The following is a 14,091-nucleotide window of genomic DNA, read 5'->3' as shown; positions in this document are numbered from 1 at the left end:
AGCTGCTTTTGTTTAGCCTCAGGGAGCGCAGCCCAAAACCTATCACTCAATATTTTAGATAATCTTTTTAACAATAAGGTAAAGGTATTAAAAATGTGTCAAATCACATTCAGAAGATTTTATTTCGCTAATATATAATTTCCATTGGTGAAAATAATGGATTTGGGAACTTCTGTTTAAAGTTGGTTTAATCTGCCTAATTGGTGTTTAGGTAACACTGTAAAATTGTGATAAAAGTCACTAAAGTATTTTACCGGGCTGGGAACGAAAGTTTTATGTGGAATGGAATTGGTTGAGGATTGGCTATTCCGGGTAGTTTTTGGCAAGCCCTGATATTTGTTATGATTTGAGCGGGCTCTATTTTATAGTTTTGTAGCAAACGAAGGAATTTTGTAACAAAATAATAGAATTATGCCAAAAGGAATTTTTAATGTACCGGTTGCCAAAAACGAGCCGGTTTTGAGTTATGCTCCCGGATCGCCGGAGCGAAAAGAGTTGCAGGCAAAATTAGCCGAATTGCGTGCACAGGAAATTGATCAACCAATGATCATCGGAGGAAAGGAAGTTTATACCGATCGTAAGGTTCGGATGTGTCCTCCGCACGATATTAAGCACACGCTGGGGTATTTTAACCAGGGAGATGCTTCGCATGTGGAGATGGCGATTGATGCGGCTTTGGTTGCACGTGAGAAATGGGTGAACATGTCGTGGCAACACCGTGCCTCTATTTTTCTGAAAGCAGCCGATCTTCTTGCCGGCCCTTACCGTGCAAAAATCAATGCTGCCACTATGCTGGGGCAATCAAAAAATGCTTTTCAGGCAGAGATTGACGCCGCTTGTGAATTGGCCGATTTCTTCCGCTTTGGGGTACAGGTAATGACTGATATCTACAAAATTCAGCCGGAATCAGCCAAGGGAATGTGGAACTACAACGAATTCCGTCCGCTGGAAGGATTTGTATACGCTTTAACTCCTTTCAATTTTACGTCGATTGCCGGTAACCTTCCGGCGGCACCTGCATTAATGGGGAATGTGGTTGTTTGGAAAGCTTCGAAAACGGCGGTATATTCTGCCGGGGTAATCATGGAGATTTTCCAGGAAGCCGGTTTGCCGGATGGTGTTATCAACCTGGTTTTTGCTTCAGGTCCTGCTGTGGCAGATATCGTTCTTACGCATCCTGATTTTGCCGGAATTCATTTTACCGGTTCAACGGGAGTTTTCCAAAGCATTTGGAAAAAGATTGGTGAGAACATTTATAAATACAAAACTTATCCCAGAATTGTAGGGGAAACCGGTGGAAAAGATTTCATTTTTGCTGACAACACCGTCAACAAACGGGCACTTGCCATCGCCATGTTGCGGGGTGCTTTCGAGTACCAGGGGCAAAAATGTTCTGCTGCTTCGCGTGTTTATGTTCCTGAAAGTATCTGGCCCGAAGTAAAAGAGATTTTTGGCGCCGAGCTGGCCACTGTAAAAATGGGACCGCCGGAAGATTTTACCAACTTTGTTAACGCGGTAATCGATGAAGATTCGTTTGACAAACTGAAAAGTTTTATCGACGGTGCCCGTGAAGACAAAGATGCGGAAGTGATTTTCGGTGGAAATTGCGACAAATCTGTAGGTTATTTTATCGAGCCAACAGTAATCCTTGCCAAGAAGCCGGATTATATTACCATGCAGGAAGAGTTGTTCGGACCAGTGCTGACCGTTTACGTTTATGACGACGAAAAACTGGATGAAACACTGGACATTCTGGACAAAACATCGATTTATGCGTTGACAGGTGCCGTAATGTCGCAAGACCGTTACAACATCGAGAAGATTACCAAACGCCTGGAAAATGCTGCCGGTAACTTCTATATCAACGACAAGCCAACGGGAGCCGTGGTTGGACAACAGCCATTTGGCGGAGCACGTGGGTCGGGTACCGACGATAAAGCCGGTTCGATCTTTAACCTCCTTCGCTGGACCTCTATCCGTACCATCAAGGAAACCTTTGTTCCACCGGTAGAATATACCTATCCGAATTTTCAACCGGATAACGAATAAAACATACCAACTTTAAGTTGTTCATAAAGAGGAATCGAATTATTCGCTTCCTCTTTTTTTTGAGCCAAACGATCCTTATTTTTGTGCATCAATCTGTTATAAATGATCAGGGAACTGTTACAGTCGGGGGCTTCTAAAATTTTGGGCAATAAGTATTTAATTGCTTCGGTTGTCTTTTTGGTATGGATTCTTTTCTTCGACGAAAACAGTATCACGCGTCATTTAAAAGACCGGCGGCAGCTGAGCGAACTGGTTCAGCAAAAAGAGTATTACGAAGAGCGGATTGCTGCCGATAAACGAAAATACGAGGAACTTCACAAAGGAAAAGCTGAACTGGAAAAATTTGCCAGGGAGCAGTATTACATGTCCAAACCCGACGAAGACGTTTTCATAATTGTGGAAGAATAGAACATTTTTGGGGCCTGCCTGTTTCTACTCAGTAAGAATAATCAACTATTTGATGCATAGTAATATTTTCTTATATTGCTGTTAAATGGCTAGTAATCTCGACATATTCAAAATTAAAACGAACAACGTTGCACCACAAAAAGGGCGTATTCTGATTGCTGAACCTTTTTTGTCGGGCAACTATTTTAACCGCTCGGTGGTATTGCTGGTAACGTACAGCGAAAAAGGGGCGGTGGGTTTTATTTTGAATAAAATGGTCGAGTTCCCGATCAACGAAGCGTTTCCCGATTTCCCCGATTTTGATACCCAGGTGTATCTAGGCGGGCCGGTGGCTACCGATTCCATTTATTTTATTCACAAGCTGGGCGACCGCATACCGGGAAGTATCCATGTGATGGGTAACCTGTACTGGGGCGGAGACTTTGAAGTGATAAAACGGGAGATACGGCTGGGAACGATTGATTCTTCCGAGATACGTTTCTTCCTGGGCTATTCGGGTTGGGATGCCGGTCAGCTGGAAGAAGAACTGAAAGATGATTCGTGGCTGGTTACCGATGTAGATCAGGAGTCGGTAATGGGAGAGATGGATCCCAATTCCTGGTTTCGCTTTGTTAAAAGGGCGGGAGCCCGCTATTCTGTCTGGAAGAACTTTCCGGAAAATCCTTCGATGAATTAATTTCTAAGATCACTTTCTATTTGATCAAATAAAAAAGCCGATCCCGGTAAAGGAACGGCTTTGTATGTCGATGTATAAAAATGTTCTGACAGATTTTGTAAAATCCTGAATTCAGCTTAAATCGATTCGGTTATTACAACTTTCGACAGGATTTCGGAATACGGCAGCAACAGGAATTTTTTTCCGTTGAAGTCGATTTCGGTACCTGCATACCTTTTGTAAAGAACCTCGTCCCCAGGTGCTATCTCTGCATTTTCGATGTTACTGATTGCGACAACCTTCGCAACTTCCTGTTTTTCTTTGGCAGAGTCGGGAATAATAATCCCGGAAGCGGTTGTTTGCTCTGATTTGTCTTCAGTGAGTTCCAACAACACATTTTGGTTAATGGGCTGTAATTCTTTCATTTTACACGTGATTTTTAAAATTATATCGTTTTAATTATTCGCCAAAAGCAATTTATCTATGTTTTGTGCAAACATCTTCTTTGTGTCTTCTTTGGTGCGTGCAATACCCGAAGTCATGGTTGGTTTGCCGCTCATCGGGATGTAAAGAAAGGCCGGAATTCCTTTCACGCCAAAAACAGCAGCCAATTCGCGTTCTACTTGTGTATCAATCTTGTAAATGTGAACTTTCCCGTTGTAATCTTTGGCAATTTCTTCCAGAATGGGGGCAGCTGTGCGGCACGGGCCACACCAGTCGGCATAAAAATCGATAAGCGCCGGTTTGTCACCCTTGTATTTCCATTCCTGCGGCGATGCTTCATAGTCCCATACTTTTTCCAGGAACATGGCTTTCGTAAGCTTTACACTGCCTCCCTCTTCTGCGGCTGCACTAACAGCTGGCTTTTCACTGTCGTTTTTGTTTTCCGATTTTGCCTGACAATTGCTAAATCCAAACAGGATTCCACCGGCAATAACAATGCTTAAAAATGTTTTTTTCATCTTATTTATATTTAATTTATTTCTAATAAACTGTTAATCGTTGCTTTGTCAAATCCTACCACCATCCGGCCGTTTATTTCAGTTTGCGGCACTCCTTGCTGGCCGCTTTTTTTCATCATTTCGGCAGCCGCTTTTTGATCGGCAGCCACGTTTATTTCGCGGTAAGCAATGCCGTGTTCCTGAAAATGCCGTTTCACCGCCGTGCACCAACTGCAAGTGGGAGTGGTGTAAACGATTACGTTTTTATGCGCTCTCGAAGTTACATTTTCTTTTGAAACCGCGCCTGCCTGCACTACCAGGTTTTTATACTGTTCCGGATTTTGACAACCCTTGACAATGTTTTTCAGTTTCCCTTTTTCGAAACATAAAAGAGAAGGAACACCTGTTACTCCGTATTCCCGGTGAATGTCGCGAACGTGGTTTACATCAGCCAAACAAAGAACTTTTTTCATGGGCTCAGAGGCGAGCATGCTGTAATTTTTAGAAGCACAATCACTTTGTTCAGAGCCTTTTTTAAATAACAAAAGCCACACACTTTCGTTCTTTGCCAGTTCATTTTTTAACGATTGAAAAGAGTCAATTTCTTTCATTTGACAAATATATGTAAATATTTAGATGTATACATAACAAACGTTGTGCCATAGTTTGAGCAGCGCTTTTACCTTCCAAAATGATAAATAAGCAGATTTTTTTTTTCTGCTCACGCAACCTTTTGGTCAGAAATTAAATCTTGGTGATGAGAATTAAAATTAAACAGTGATGAAAAAAGTAGTATTTGGGTTATTGATCGCGATGAGCTTTACGCTCGTATCGTGTCTCGATGATGATGACGGATATTCATTGGGGAATTATTGGATAGGTTTTGGGATTTTACAGGAGGAAGATGGGACTTCCGTTTTTGCCATGGATGATGACACTAAACTGAAACCCATTGGTTGGGATCATCATTCGGGATGGAATGATGATTTTACACCGGGGTCGCGGGTTTGGATCAACTATACCGTACTGGGGGATGATAAAGACGAAAACGGAAAGATCACAACTTATTTTGTGAGGGTGAACGAAGTACGCAAGATTTTGAAAAAAGGAATCTTGGATCTGACTCCTGAAAATGCCGATAGTATTGGAAACGATCCGATTATTGTGCAGGATGTTTGGATGACAGACAGTTTGTTGAATTTCCAGTTAAAATACTGGGGATACCACAAAGTTCATTTCCTGAACCTTGTTAGCAACCCTGACAATACGTCTTCGGAAGAAGGAACAGTGAAACTAGAATTGCGTCATAATGCCAACGGCGACGCAGAGTCTTACCCGTATTCGGCATTCGTGTCGTTTAGTTTGAACCAATTGCGTGTGGAAGGAATGGATTCCATTAAAGTGGAGGTTACAACCACTGACTATGAAGATGTAGACCACACTTACAAAAAGGTGTTCAACTATTCTGATCTCGAGTTGCCATAGCCATAAACAATTAAACATTCGATTAGAATTAGGGAAGAGGTATCGTGAGGTACCTCTTTTTTTGTTGATAATGATGGTAGTAATCATTGTTAAGCTGCCTGTATTTTATTTAATTTGAAACTTCATTTCGAAATAAATATGATGAGAACTATCGCAACAATTTTTATGCTGACGGTACTTTTGTACAGTTGCCAGCAAAAACAACAGGTAAAGGAAACAACAAAAAACTACGTTCCTGAAACCCCTGTCCTTGAGTCCGACAAAATGACACCGGAAGTACTGTGGTCGTTTGGCCGGCTGGGTGGCGCACAGGTTTCACCCGATGGGAAAACAGTGCTTTACACGGTTACTTATTACAACATTGAAGAGAACAAGTCCTACCGGGATGTCTACACTGTTCCGGTGTCGGGTGGTGAAGCAACGAACATCACCAACTCGGTAGGGAACGAATCGAACGCTGTTTGGCGGCCCGACGGGAAGAAGATCGGATATTTATCGGGTGCTTCGGGCAGTGTGCAAATGTGGGAAATGAACCCCGACGGAAGCAGCGCCAAACAGATCTCGGATATTGAAGGCGGAATTTTCGGATTTCAGTATTCGCCCGACCAGGCAAAAATTTACTACCTGAAGAGCGTAAAGCTTGATCCGAGCGTTCAGGATCTTTTTCCTGACCTGCCAAAAGCCAATGCACGAATTGAAAACGATATTATGTACCGTCACTGGGATACCTGGCACGATTATACCTATCAGCACATTTTTGTGGCCGACTATTCAGGAAAGATCCGCGAAGGAAAAGACATTATGGAAGGCGAGCGTTTTGATGCACCAATGAAGCCTTTTGGCGGCACCGAACAAGTGGTTTGGAGTACCGACAGTAAGACCATTGCATACACCTGTAAGAAGAAGGTGGGGAAAGAATACGCGCTTTCAACCAACTCTGATATTTATTTGTACAACATCGAAACCGGGAAAACCATCAATTTCACTTCAGGAATGATGGGGTACGATCAGAACCCGGTGTTTTCGCCCGATGGCAAATACATGGCCTGGGAAAGCATGGAGCGCGACGGTTACGAGGCCGACAAAGTGCGGCTGTTTGTTGCCGATCTTGAAACAGGCGAGAAAAAAGACTATTCCGAACATTTTGATCAGAATGCAGCCGGCCTGAATTGGAGTGCCGACAGCAAATCCATTTATTTTATCAGCGATATTCATGCTACCGAAGAAATTCACCGGCTCGATTTGGCGGATGGTTCCATTGCACGCTTGACAAATGGCGTGCACGATTACCACAGCGCAACGCCGGTAGGAGATAAACTTTTGGCTGAAAAGGTTTCGATGTCGCAACCGGCAGAACTTTATTTGGTTGACCCGGTAACCGGCAAAGATGAAGCTTTGACAACCGTAAATAAAGGTATCCTGGATCAGCTGACCATGGGAAAAGTAGAAAAGCGTTGGATGGAAACCACCGACGGAAAACAAATGGCTGTTTGGGTGATTTACCCACCACATTTCGACCCTGCAAAAAAATACCCGACTTTGCTGTACAACCAAGGCGGTCCGCAGGGAACCGTAAGCCAGTTTTGGTCGTACCGCTGGAATTTCCAGATGATGGCGGCCAACGATTACATTATTGTAGCGCCCAACCGCAGAGGATTACCCGGTTTTGGTCAGGAATGGAACGAGCAGATCTCAAAAGATTATGGTGGCCAGAATATTGAAGACTTGCTAACGGCCATCGATGTAATGGCCAAAGAACCTTATGTGGATGAAACACATCTGGGTGCGGTAGGTGCCAGCTATGGCGGTTTCTCGGTGATGTATCTGGCCGGTCATCACGAAGGGCGTTTCAAAGCCTTTATTGCGCACGACGGTATTTTTAACTTCGAGCACATGTACACCTCGACCGAAGAAATGTGGTTTGTAAACTGGGATTACGGCGGCGCTTACTGGGATAAAACCAATGCTGCCGCACAGCGTTCTTACTCCTTTTCGCCTCACAAATATGTTCAGAATTGGGATACTCCGATTCTGATCGTACAGGGCGAAAAAGATTACCGTGTTCCGGCAGAGCAGGGAATGGCGGCATTTAATGCGGCAGTATTGCACGGTGTGCCTGCACAAATGCTGTATTTGCCCGAAGAAAACCACTGGGTACTGCAACCGCAAAACGGAATTTTGTGGCAGCGCGTTTTCTTTAACTGGCTGGACAAGTATTTGAAATAAACGATTTCAAAGTATAAAAAGAATCGTCATCTGTAAGAGGGTGGCGATTTTTTTATTGGTACACCTTCACCCAATCAACGATCATGCTCACCGGCAGGTCTTCGGGGGTGATTTCGCCCACCCAGGAACCGCCAAGCTGCTGGTCGATCAGGATGTAAAAGGGCTGATCGTAGGGCCACTGTGTGGAATCAACATCCGCAACCCGCGGATAGGTAAAGGTATTTTCCCCGTTCAATAAAAACTCGAGTCTGTCGGGATACCATGCCAGCCCGAACACGTTAAAAGCAGCCGTATCGATTTCGGCGGTGCCACCATGCGGCGGATTGTCTTTCTGTCCAAGTTCGAGTGTGTAATACGAATGCGTGGTCTGGTATATTTTGGTTTCGTAATTCAGGTGTTCCATTATGTCGATCTCTCCGTTTCGCGGATAATTACCGTATTTCTTTTGTTCCGCCAGCATCCACATGGCAGGCCACGCGCCACGTGCATTTTCAAGCCGCGCACATATTTCAATTTTCCCGTACTGAAAAGCAAATTTCCCCTTGGTATAGATCCCTCCGGTTAAATAAGGGCGCGAATCGCTGATGGTGTCCGTATTCTGAATACCATTCAAATAAATGCACCCGTTTTTGAAAGAATAGCAAGCCGGATCATCCGACATGTGTTTTCCCCAGTCGGCATTGTTGGGAGGTATTTTTGTCCACTTCTGGGTATCTAGTTCTGTGGTGTTAAAGTCATCTTTCCAAACCAGCTCCCATTCTTTCTCGCTGCGGTTGGCATTCTGTATAAAAATGTACCGGTTTTCGACTGTATACGGTTTTTGCTGATTACAGGAAGTGAAGAGGAGTAAGAACAGGATAACAGGAAATAATTTCATTTTGACTCTGGTTTTAGTAACAATTGCATTGAAGAAGCAGCCGTTGCCTCGCCTTTTTTCTGAATCAGATCGCGGGGTGTATCGTCGCCTACTTCATAGGTGAAAGCCTCGGCATGAAAGGCATGAAAAATTGATTCAGAAGAGCTGATGTGAAGAGCATCCTTTTCGTTGGGCTTGACGTTAGGTATGTAGCCAGGTATCTGTTCAGCAGTGGCCGCTATTATTTTCGGAACCAATCCGGGCATGTTGCCGTTCAGCTTGGGGAAAATGGTATAGTAAATATCCTCAATGGTGGAGTGAAAATCGATGGACAAATAGAATTTACCTCCCTTAATGACTTTGTCCTGCATAAACCGGCGGATAAGCTGGGTTTCCGGCTGCCGGAAAGCTTCCCAGTCGCGGTTCAGGTCTATGCCACCGGCATTGTGCCGCCAGTGCCCGAGGTCCACCCCGTCGGGGTTTACGCACGGAACGACATAGGTCAGGTATTCGTTTCGGAAGCTTTGGGTGAGTGAATCGGAAGCACACAGACGCTCCACAAAGGCTTTCATGGCCAGCCAGCCGGTAACTTCCGGTGGGTGCTGTCTCGACAGGATCATCACCATTTTCTTGCTTTCCGGGTTGCCAATTTGCAAGAGGCTGATGGATTTCCCGTTCCGGCTTTTGCCTATTTCCTGTTGTGTTACAAACGAAAATGTGTCCAGTTGCGCTTCCCAGCGGTCGATGTCTTTCGAAACAATCAGCTCCTGGGCGGCAATCCAGGTGGTATCGGGGCTTACCGAAACATCAAACTCACAAAACGTAGGTGCAAGCTTTCGGGAAATCGAAATCGAGTCAAGACGATAGCTGGCCGAATCAATTTTTGCCCAGGTTTTTCGGTCGCGGCTCAGTTTGGGATAGTAACGATGACTGCCCCCTTCGTTGTAAGTAATTTTTACACGGATGTTTCTTGGGGTGTCGCTCCAAACCTTAAATGCATACCACGGGCTGGCGTTAACCGGCGTATTTTCGGGCGTGATCAATACCGTTACATGGTCTTCACCGGTCATGGCAATGCCATTCAAACGGGCGCCGTCAAATTCATTTGAAAAGTGCAGCCCTTTCCCAATGTGATATGTTTTCTTCCATTGATATTGAATTGGGCGGGTTTCGGTATTTACCCGCTGAATAGGTTCCTGGCCTTTCCATTGTTTATCTCCACACGACCAGAAAATGGCCCAAAGAAAAATGAAATAATACCATCGTTTCACCATACCAATCAGAATAATGATTTTAATGACTAAACATAAAAAAGTAAAGGATTGTTGTTTCGTTTACTTCATTAGCAGGCTTAGATTATTCAGCTCTTTTGGTAGCTGTATCATAATTTTGGTTAAAGCTAAGCATTTTCATTCAAAACTTTAATTTTGCAACACAATCAATTAAATGAAAAAATGCAAAAAATACACGTTGGTTTTATAGGGGCAGGAGGCATTGCGCAGGCACATGTTTATGCGATCGAGGCTTTAAAATTTTATTACAATGAGATTCCCGAGATTATTCTGGAATCGGTATCTTCGGCAAGGCCCGAAAGCAGGGAGCGGTTTGCGCAAAAGTATGGTTTTCGTGAGGCGCAAAGTCCGGAAGCTTTTTTTGCCAACCCAAAACTCAATGCCGTATTTATTCTGGGGCCCAATAAAGTCCATTTCGAGCATTTTGAAAAAGCATTGAAAATGCCGGGTATCCAATATATTTATCTTGAAAAACCGGTGTGTTCGTCGTTGGAAGAGGAGCAAAAAATGAAGGAATTACTGGCAGATGCCGGTTCGTCAGTGAAGATCCAGGTGGGATTTCAATATTTGCAAACTTCGGCGGTGCGTGAAGGCTTGAACTTCTGGAAATCGGGAGTACTGGGCAAACCCATTCATTTTGATTTGAAATATTACCACGGCGATTACCTGCACGAGGAATACCGCAAAAAAAGGGTAACGCGCCTTACTCCGGCACCCGATGGCGGTGCAATGGCCGATCTGGGCTCTCACGGAATCAGCCTGTTAATGGCTTTTATGGGAGAAGAGATTCAGATTGCCAGTGCTTTGCAGGCGGGCGATTTTGAAGGCGTTCCTGCCGGTTCCGACCTGTTTAGTTCGCTGTCGTTGTTCGAACCGCAAACCGGCGCGGTTGGCAACATGTCGGCAAGCCGCATCAGTTCTGGCTCCGGCGATTTGGTACACCTCGAAATTTATGCTGAAAAAGGTGCTTTTCGCTATTCTTCTCAACACTCCGAATATTACGAATATTACCTCGAAGGCTCCAATCAGTGGGTAAAACAGATCGTGGGCAGCCATTACAAACCGATCACCAGCTTCCCGTCGGGGCACGTGCCTCCGGGATGGTTGCGTTCGTTGGTGCATGCGCACTACCTGTTTTTCTCGGGTGATGATGCTGCCGCCAATATTGCCGATTTGCGCCACGGACTGGCGGTGCAACGCATTGTGCGGGAGACTGCCGATCATTTGACCACTTTCAGAAAGAAATTCAAAAATGAACAAGCGTAAAAGCGGAATATTGCTGCACATTACTTCCCTGCCGGGGAAGGAGGGGATTGGAACGCTGGGAGCGGAAGCTGTTAAGTTTGTCGATTTTCTGAAAGAAACAGGGCAAAAAATCTGGCAGATACTTCCGCTGGGGCCTGTGGGATATAGAAATTCGCCCTACCAGTGTTACTCCGCTTTTGCGGGTAATCCGCTGTTGATCGATCTGAAAGTATTAAGCGAAGAAGGTTTAATTCCGAATGAAGACCTGGCCGCAGTTCCGCGGTTTCCGGCAAAAGAAGTGAATTTTGATAAAGTGGAACGCTGGAAAATGCCTTTGCTTCGCAACGCTTTTCAGGTATTCCGGGATCGAAATTTTGATCGGTACCGCGATGAATACGGACGTTTTCTGGACGAACACAACTGGTGGCTGGGTGATTATGCTTTGTTTATGGCTGCCAAACAGCATTTCAACAACGACGACTGGCACCTTTTGCCACGTGCCATTAAGTTCAGGGAAGAAGCCGGGTTGAATGCTTTGAAACAGGAGCTGGCCGAAGAAATTGAATTCCGGAAGTTTTTGCAGTTTGTGTTTTTCAGGCAGTGGCACGGTTTGAAAGCTTATGCCAACGAAAACGGTGTGGAAATTCTGGGCGATGTGCCTTTGTATGTTTCGGGCGATAGTGCGGATGTGTGGGCGAACACCGATATTTTTGTGCTCGACGAAAACTTGCAACCGACAGAAGTGGGTGGTGTTCCGCCCGATTATTTTTCGGAAACCGGACAGTTGTGGGGAAACCCTGTTTTTGACTGGGAGCGCCTGCAAAAGCGCGGTTACGACTGGTGGGCCGCGCGGCTGCACTTTAACCTGCGGATGTTTAACCTGGTACGGATCGATCATTTTCGCGGACTGGAGTCTTTCTGGTCGGTGCCGGCCGGCGAACAAACAGCCATCAACGGCGAGTGGATTCCGGCGCATGGCCACAACCTGCTGAGTTTGATCAAAAGTCATTTGGGAAAACTGCTGTTTATTGCCGAAGATCTGGGGATCATCACTCCCGAGGTGGACAAACTGCGCGAAGACTTTGGATTGCCTGGAATGAAAGTGTTGCAATTTGCTTTTACTACCGATGCTGAAAACAAGGACCTGCCGCATAACTACGGGAAGAATTTTGTAGTGTACACCGGCACGCACGACAACAATACGACACTTGGCTGGCTAAATGCACTCGAAGGCGAGGAGAAGCGTTGCGTGAAGCAATACCTGAAAGGCGAAGGCAAGGAAGCTTTGGCGGAGTTGCTGGAAATGGCGCTGGCTTCGGTGGCACGAACTGCCGTGGTTCCCATGCAGGATGTGCTGGAACTGGGTGAAGAAGCCCGGATGAATACGCCCGGAATACCCAGCGGAAACTGGGCCTGGCGGTTTCGCTGGAGCGATTTAAAAACCCATCAGAAAGGATTGCTGAAATCGTTAACCGGGAAATATAATAGGTAAAGCTCAAAAGGTTACCTAAACCGTTTTTTGCTTTGCGAAAGCAGGGGATGGGCTTGCTCCCCAAGGTAATTGCTTTCTTACCCAAGAGGATCATAGATTTTACCAAAAGGATTGTTTCGCTACCCAAGGTAATCTCTATCATCCTGGAGGTAATGGTTCCGATACCACGGTAACCATAGCTTTTACCTAAAGGATTGCTTTGATCCTTAAGGTAATCTCTATAATCCCGGAGGTAATCAGGCTGATTACCTGGGTAAAAACTCCTGTTCCCAAGAGGATTTCTATGTTGCCCGAGGTTTGAAAAGCGCTGAAAGTGGCTGTTGGTACGGGATGCGGTAGTTACTCGGATTTCCATACTGGTTTTCCGATACCGGAGGTATCACATGTTTATAGCTTGGACAGAAATGCGTTTGTGCGACTCCGGCCGGAGTCGTATTCGCGATTCATCATTTTTGCTATCAACATTTGAATCCTCCGGATTCTGTTTATTGCCAACGGCTCGCAGCTCACGGCTCATAGCTTATTTTAGCATTTTCGCGAGGGTGTTGATTTTCGAATGATGATTAACGATTGTTGATTGCAGAATTTTCAATCCTCAATGTTCAAAAACTCGCGGCTCTTAGCTCACAGCTCATAGCTTATTCTAGTATTTAAGCATTTATGCATTTCCGCATTGTGACTGATGGACTGAATTTTCAATGATCAATTTTCAATGATCAATATTCAATATTCAATTGCCAATGACTCGCAGCTCGTGGCTAGTGGCTTGCAGCTTCTTGCTCATTTCTGATTTATTTGTAAAGACAGGAGATAACTTACGGGCTGAAGGTCCCTGTTTATCGGGCAAAACAAGTATATTTAGCGAAAACTAAATCAATTAAAACCATTATGAACGAACAGATTCGCGAAATTGCATTACGGCTAAGTGGCTTGCGCGAGGTGCTGGATATCCCGGTGGAGGAAATGGCTGTAACCTGCCAGGTTTCGGTAGAGGATTATCTGGGGTACGAAAGCGGGAAAACCGATATTCCGATTGGCGTGCTGCAAAACGTGTCGAAAAAATACCAGGTGGGTTTAACAACTTTGTTGTTTGGCGACGAGCCCAACATGAAATCATATTTTCTTACCAGGGCGGGGCAGGGACCTGCCATCGAACGCTCGAAAGCTTATAAATACCAGGCACTTGCTGCGGGGTTTGTGGGGCGAAAAGCCGATCCTTTTATTGTAACCGTGGAGCCGGAAGAGGAAAAACCGGTGCATTTAAACAGCCACAACGGGCAGGAATTTAACCTGGTGCTGGAAGGACGAATGCTCCTGACGGTTGGCGGGCATGAACTGGTGCTGAACGAAGGCGACAGTTTGTATTTTGATGCCACGCTTCCGCATGGAATGAAGGCGCTCGATGGAAAAACAGTGCGGTTTCTCGCAGCTATTTTTTAAAA

13 protein-coding genes are annotated in these 14,091 nt (G+C 45.1%); 8 read left to right on the top strand and 5 right to left on the bottom strand.

Annotation, left to right across the window (positions count from 1 at the left end; translation table 11 throughout):
- Positions 1-411: 411 nt before the first annotated feature.
- From pruA to INQ51_RS07615, 3 genes are all read left to right on the top strand, one after another.
- Positions 412-2,049 (top strand): L-glutamate gamma-semialdehyde dehydrogenase, encoded by a 1,638-nt coding sequence (gene pruA, locus INQ51_RS07625; protein ID WP_233377355.1) that lies wholly within the window; start codon positions 412-414, stop codon positions 2,047-2,049.
- A 102-nt stretch (positions 2,050-2,151) separates the two neighbouring features.
- Entirely contained in the window at positions 2,152-2,457 is a 306-nt protein-coding gene (locus INQ51_RS07620; protein WP_119438194.1) for an FtsB family cell division protein, read from the top strand.
- A gap of 85 nt (positions 2,458-2,542) precedes the next feature.
- A complete protein-coding gene (locus INQ51_RS07615; RefSeq protein ID WP_119438195.1) occupies positions 2,543-3,133 on the top strand; it encodes a YqgE/AlgH family protein in 591 nt (196 codons plus the stop codon).
- Between the two features lie 116 nt (positions 3,134-3,249).
- Here the strand turns inward: INQ51_RS07615 and INQ51_RS07610 are convergent, their stop codons facing one another.
- From INQ51_RS07610 to INQ51_RS07600, 3 genes are read right to left on the bottom strand one after another with little or no spacing between them, the layout of a single operon-like run.
- Entirely contained in the window at positions 3,250-3,537 is a 288-nt protein-coding gene (locus INQ51_RS07610; RefSeq protein ID WP_233377354.1) for a co-chaperone GroES, read from the bottom strand.
- A gap of 30 nt (positions 3,538-3,567) precedes the next feature.
- Positions 3,568-4,074, bottom strand: coding sequence for a thioredoxin family protein (locus INQ51_RS07605; protein ID WP_233377353.1), 507 nt, complete (start codon positions 4,072-4,074; stop codon positions 3,568-3,570).
- A gap of 11 nt (positions 4,075-4,085) precedes the next feature.
- Complete coding sequence (locus INQ51_RS07600; protein ID WP_233377351.1) at positions 4,086-4,664, bottom strand: glutaredoxin domain-containing protein; 579 nt, start codon at positions 4,662-4,664, stop codon at positions 4,086-4,088.
- Between the two features lie 169 nt (positions 4,665-4,833).
- On the opposite strand from INQ51_RS07600, the gene INQ51_RS07595 reads away from it, so the two are divergent.
- Both INQ51_RS07595 and INQ51_RS07590 read left to right on the top strand, forming a co-directional pair.
- Complete coding sequence (locus tag INQ51_RS07595) at positions 4,834-5,538, top strand: hypothetical protein (RefSeq protein WP_233377350.1); 705 nt, start codon at positions 4,834-4,836, stop codon at positions 5,536-5,538.
- Between the two features lie 141 nt (positions 5,539-5,679).
- On the top strand, positions 5,680-7,764 hold the full coding sequence (locus tag INQ51_RS07590) for a S9 family peptidase (protein ID WP_233377349.1): 2,085 nt from the start codon (positions 5,680-5,682) through the stop codon (positions 7,762-7,764).
- 52 nt (positions 7,765-7,816) lie between these two features.
- On the opposite strand, the gene INQ51_RS07585 is transcribed toward INQ51_RS07590, so the two are convergent.
- Together INQ51_RS07585 and INQ51_RS07580 are read right to left on the bottom strand one after the other, a co-directional pair.
- Positions 7,817-8,641 carry a glycoside hydrolase family 16 protein gene (locus tag INQ51_RS07585; RefSeq protein WP_233377348.1) on the bottom strand — a complete coding sequence of 275 codons (825 nt, stop codon included), beginning with the start codon at positions 8,639-8,641 and terminating at the stop codon, positions 7,817-7,819.
- Complete coding sequence (locus tag INQ51_RS07580; protein WP_233377347.1) at positions 8,638-9,894, bottom strand: M14 family metallopeptidase; 1,257 nt, start codon at positions 9,892-9,894, stop codon at positions 8,638-8,640. The genes INQ51_RS07585 and INQ51_RS07580 overlap by 4 nt, the downstream gene beginning before the upstream one ends.
- Positions 9,895-10,074: 180 nt before the next feature.
- Here INQ51_RS07580 and INQ51_RS07575 point away from each other — a divergent pair, with 180 nt between their 5' ends.
- From INQ51_RS07575 to INQ51_RS07565, 3 genes are all read left to right on the top strand, one after another.
- The gene (locus INQ51_RS07575; protein WP_233377345.1) at positions 10,075-11,178 is read left to right on the top strand and encodes a Gfo/Idh/MocA family protein; all 1,104 of its coding nucleotides are present in this window, start codon (positions 10,075-10,077) and stop codon (positions 11,176-11,178) included.
- A complete protein-coding gene (gene malQ, locus INQ51_RS07570) occupies positions 11,165-12,649 on the top strand; it encodes a 4-alpha-glucanotransferase (protein WP_233377344.1) in 1,485 nt (494 codons plus the stop codon). Before INQ51_RS07575 ends, malQ begins: the two co-directional genes overlap by 14 nt.
- Before the next feature lie 888 nt (positions 12,650-13,537).
- Complete coding sequence (locus INQ51_RS07565) at positions 13,538-14,089, top strand: helix-turn-helix domain-containing protein (protein WP_233377343.1); 552 nt, start codon at positions 13,538-13,540, stop codon at positions 14,087-14,089.
- The last annotated feature ends 2 nt before the right edge of the window (positions 14,090-14,091 follow it).

The organism is Maribellus sp. CM-23, from assembly GCF_021354595.1.
Lineage (GTDB): Bacteria > Bacteroidota > Bacteroidia > Bacteroidales > Prolixibacteraceae > Draconibacterium.
Note: the sequence above shows the minus strand (reverse complement) of the source record. Positions and strands in the feature narration are given on the sequence as shown.

Excerpts from the sequence above, each read along its gene's own strand:
- pruA (WP_233377355.1), top strand. The coding sequence starts at position 412 with ATGCCAAAAGGAATTTTTAATGTACCGGTTGCCAAAAACGAGCCGGTT.
- INQ51_RS07620 (WP_119438194.1), top strand. The coding sequence starts at position 2,152 with ATGATCAGGGAACTGTTACAGTCGGGGGCTTCTAAAATTTTGGGCAAT.
- INQ51_RS07615 (WP_119438195.1), top strand. The coding sequence starts at position 2,543 with ATGGCTAGTAATCTCGACATATTCAAAATTAAAACGAACAACGTTGCA.
- INQ51_RS07610 (WP_233377354.1), bottom strand. The coding sequence starts at position 3,537 with ATGAAAGAATTACAGCCCATTAACCAAAATGTGTTGTTGGAACTCACT.
- INQ51_RS07605 (WP_233377353.1), bottom strand. The coding sequence starts at position 4,074 with ATGAAAAAAACATTTTTAAGCATTGTTATTGCCGGTGGAATCCTGTTT.
- INQ51_RS07600 (WP_233377351.1), bottom strand. The coding sequence starts at position 4,664 with ATGAAAGAAATTGACTCTTTTCAATCGTTAAAAAATGAACTGGCAAAG.
- INQ51_RS07595 (WP_233377350.1), top strand. The coding sequence starts at position 4,834 with ATGAAAAAAGTAGTATTTGGGTTATTGATCGCGATGAGCTTTACGCTC.
- INQ51_RS07590 (WP_233377349.1), top strand. The coding sequence starts at position 5,680 with ATGAGAACTATCGCAACAATTTTTATGCTGACGGTACTTTTGTACAGT.
- INQ51_RS07585 (WP_233377348.1), bottom strand. The coding sequence starts at position 8,641 with ATGAAATTATTTCCTGTTATCCTGTTCTTACTCCTCTTCACTTCCTGT.
- INQ51_RS07580 (WP_233377347.1), bottom strand. The coding sequence starts at position 9,894 with ATGGTGAAACGATGGTATTATTTCATTTTTCTTTGGGCCATTTTCTGG.
- INQ51_RS07575 (WP_233377345.1), top strand. The coding sequence starts at position 10,075 with ATGCAAAAAATACACGTTGGTTTTATAGGGGCAGGAGGCATTGCGCAG.
- malQ (WP_233377344.1), top strand. The coding sequence starts at position 11,165 with ATGAACAAGCGTAAAAGCGGAATATTGCTGCACATTACTTCCCTGCCG.
- INQ51_RS07565 (WP_233377343.1), top strand. The coding sequence starts at position 13,538 with ATGAACGAACAGATTCGCGAAATTGCATTACGGCTAAGTGGCTTGCGC.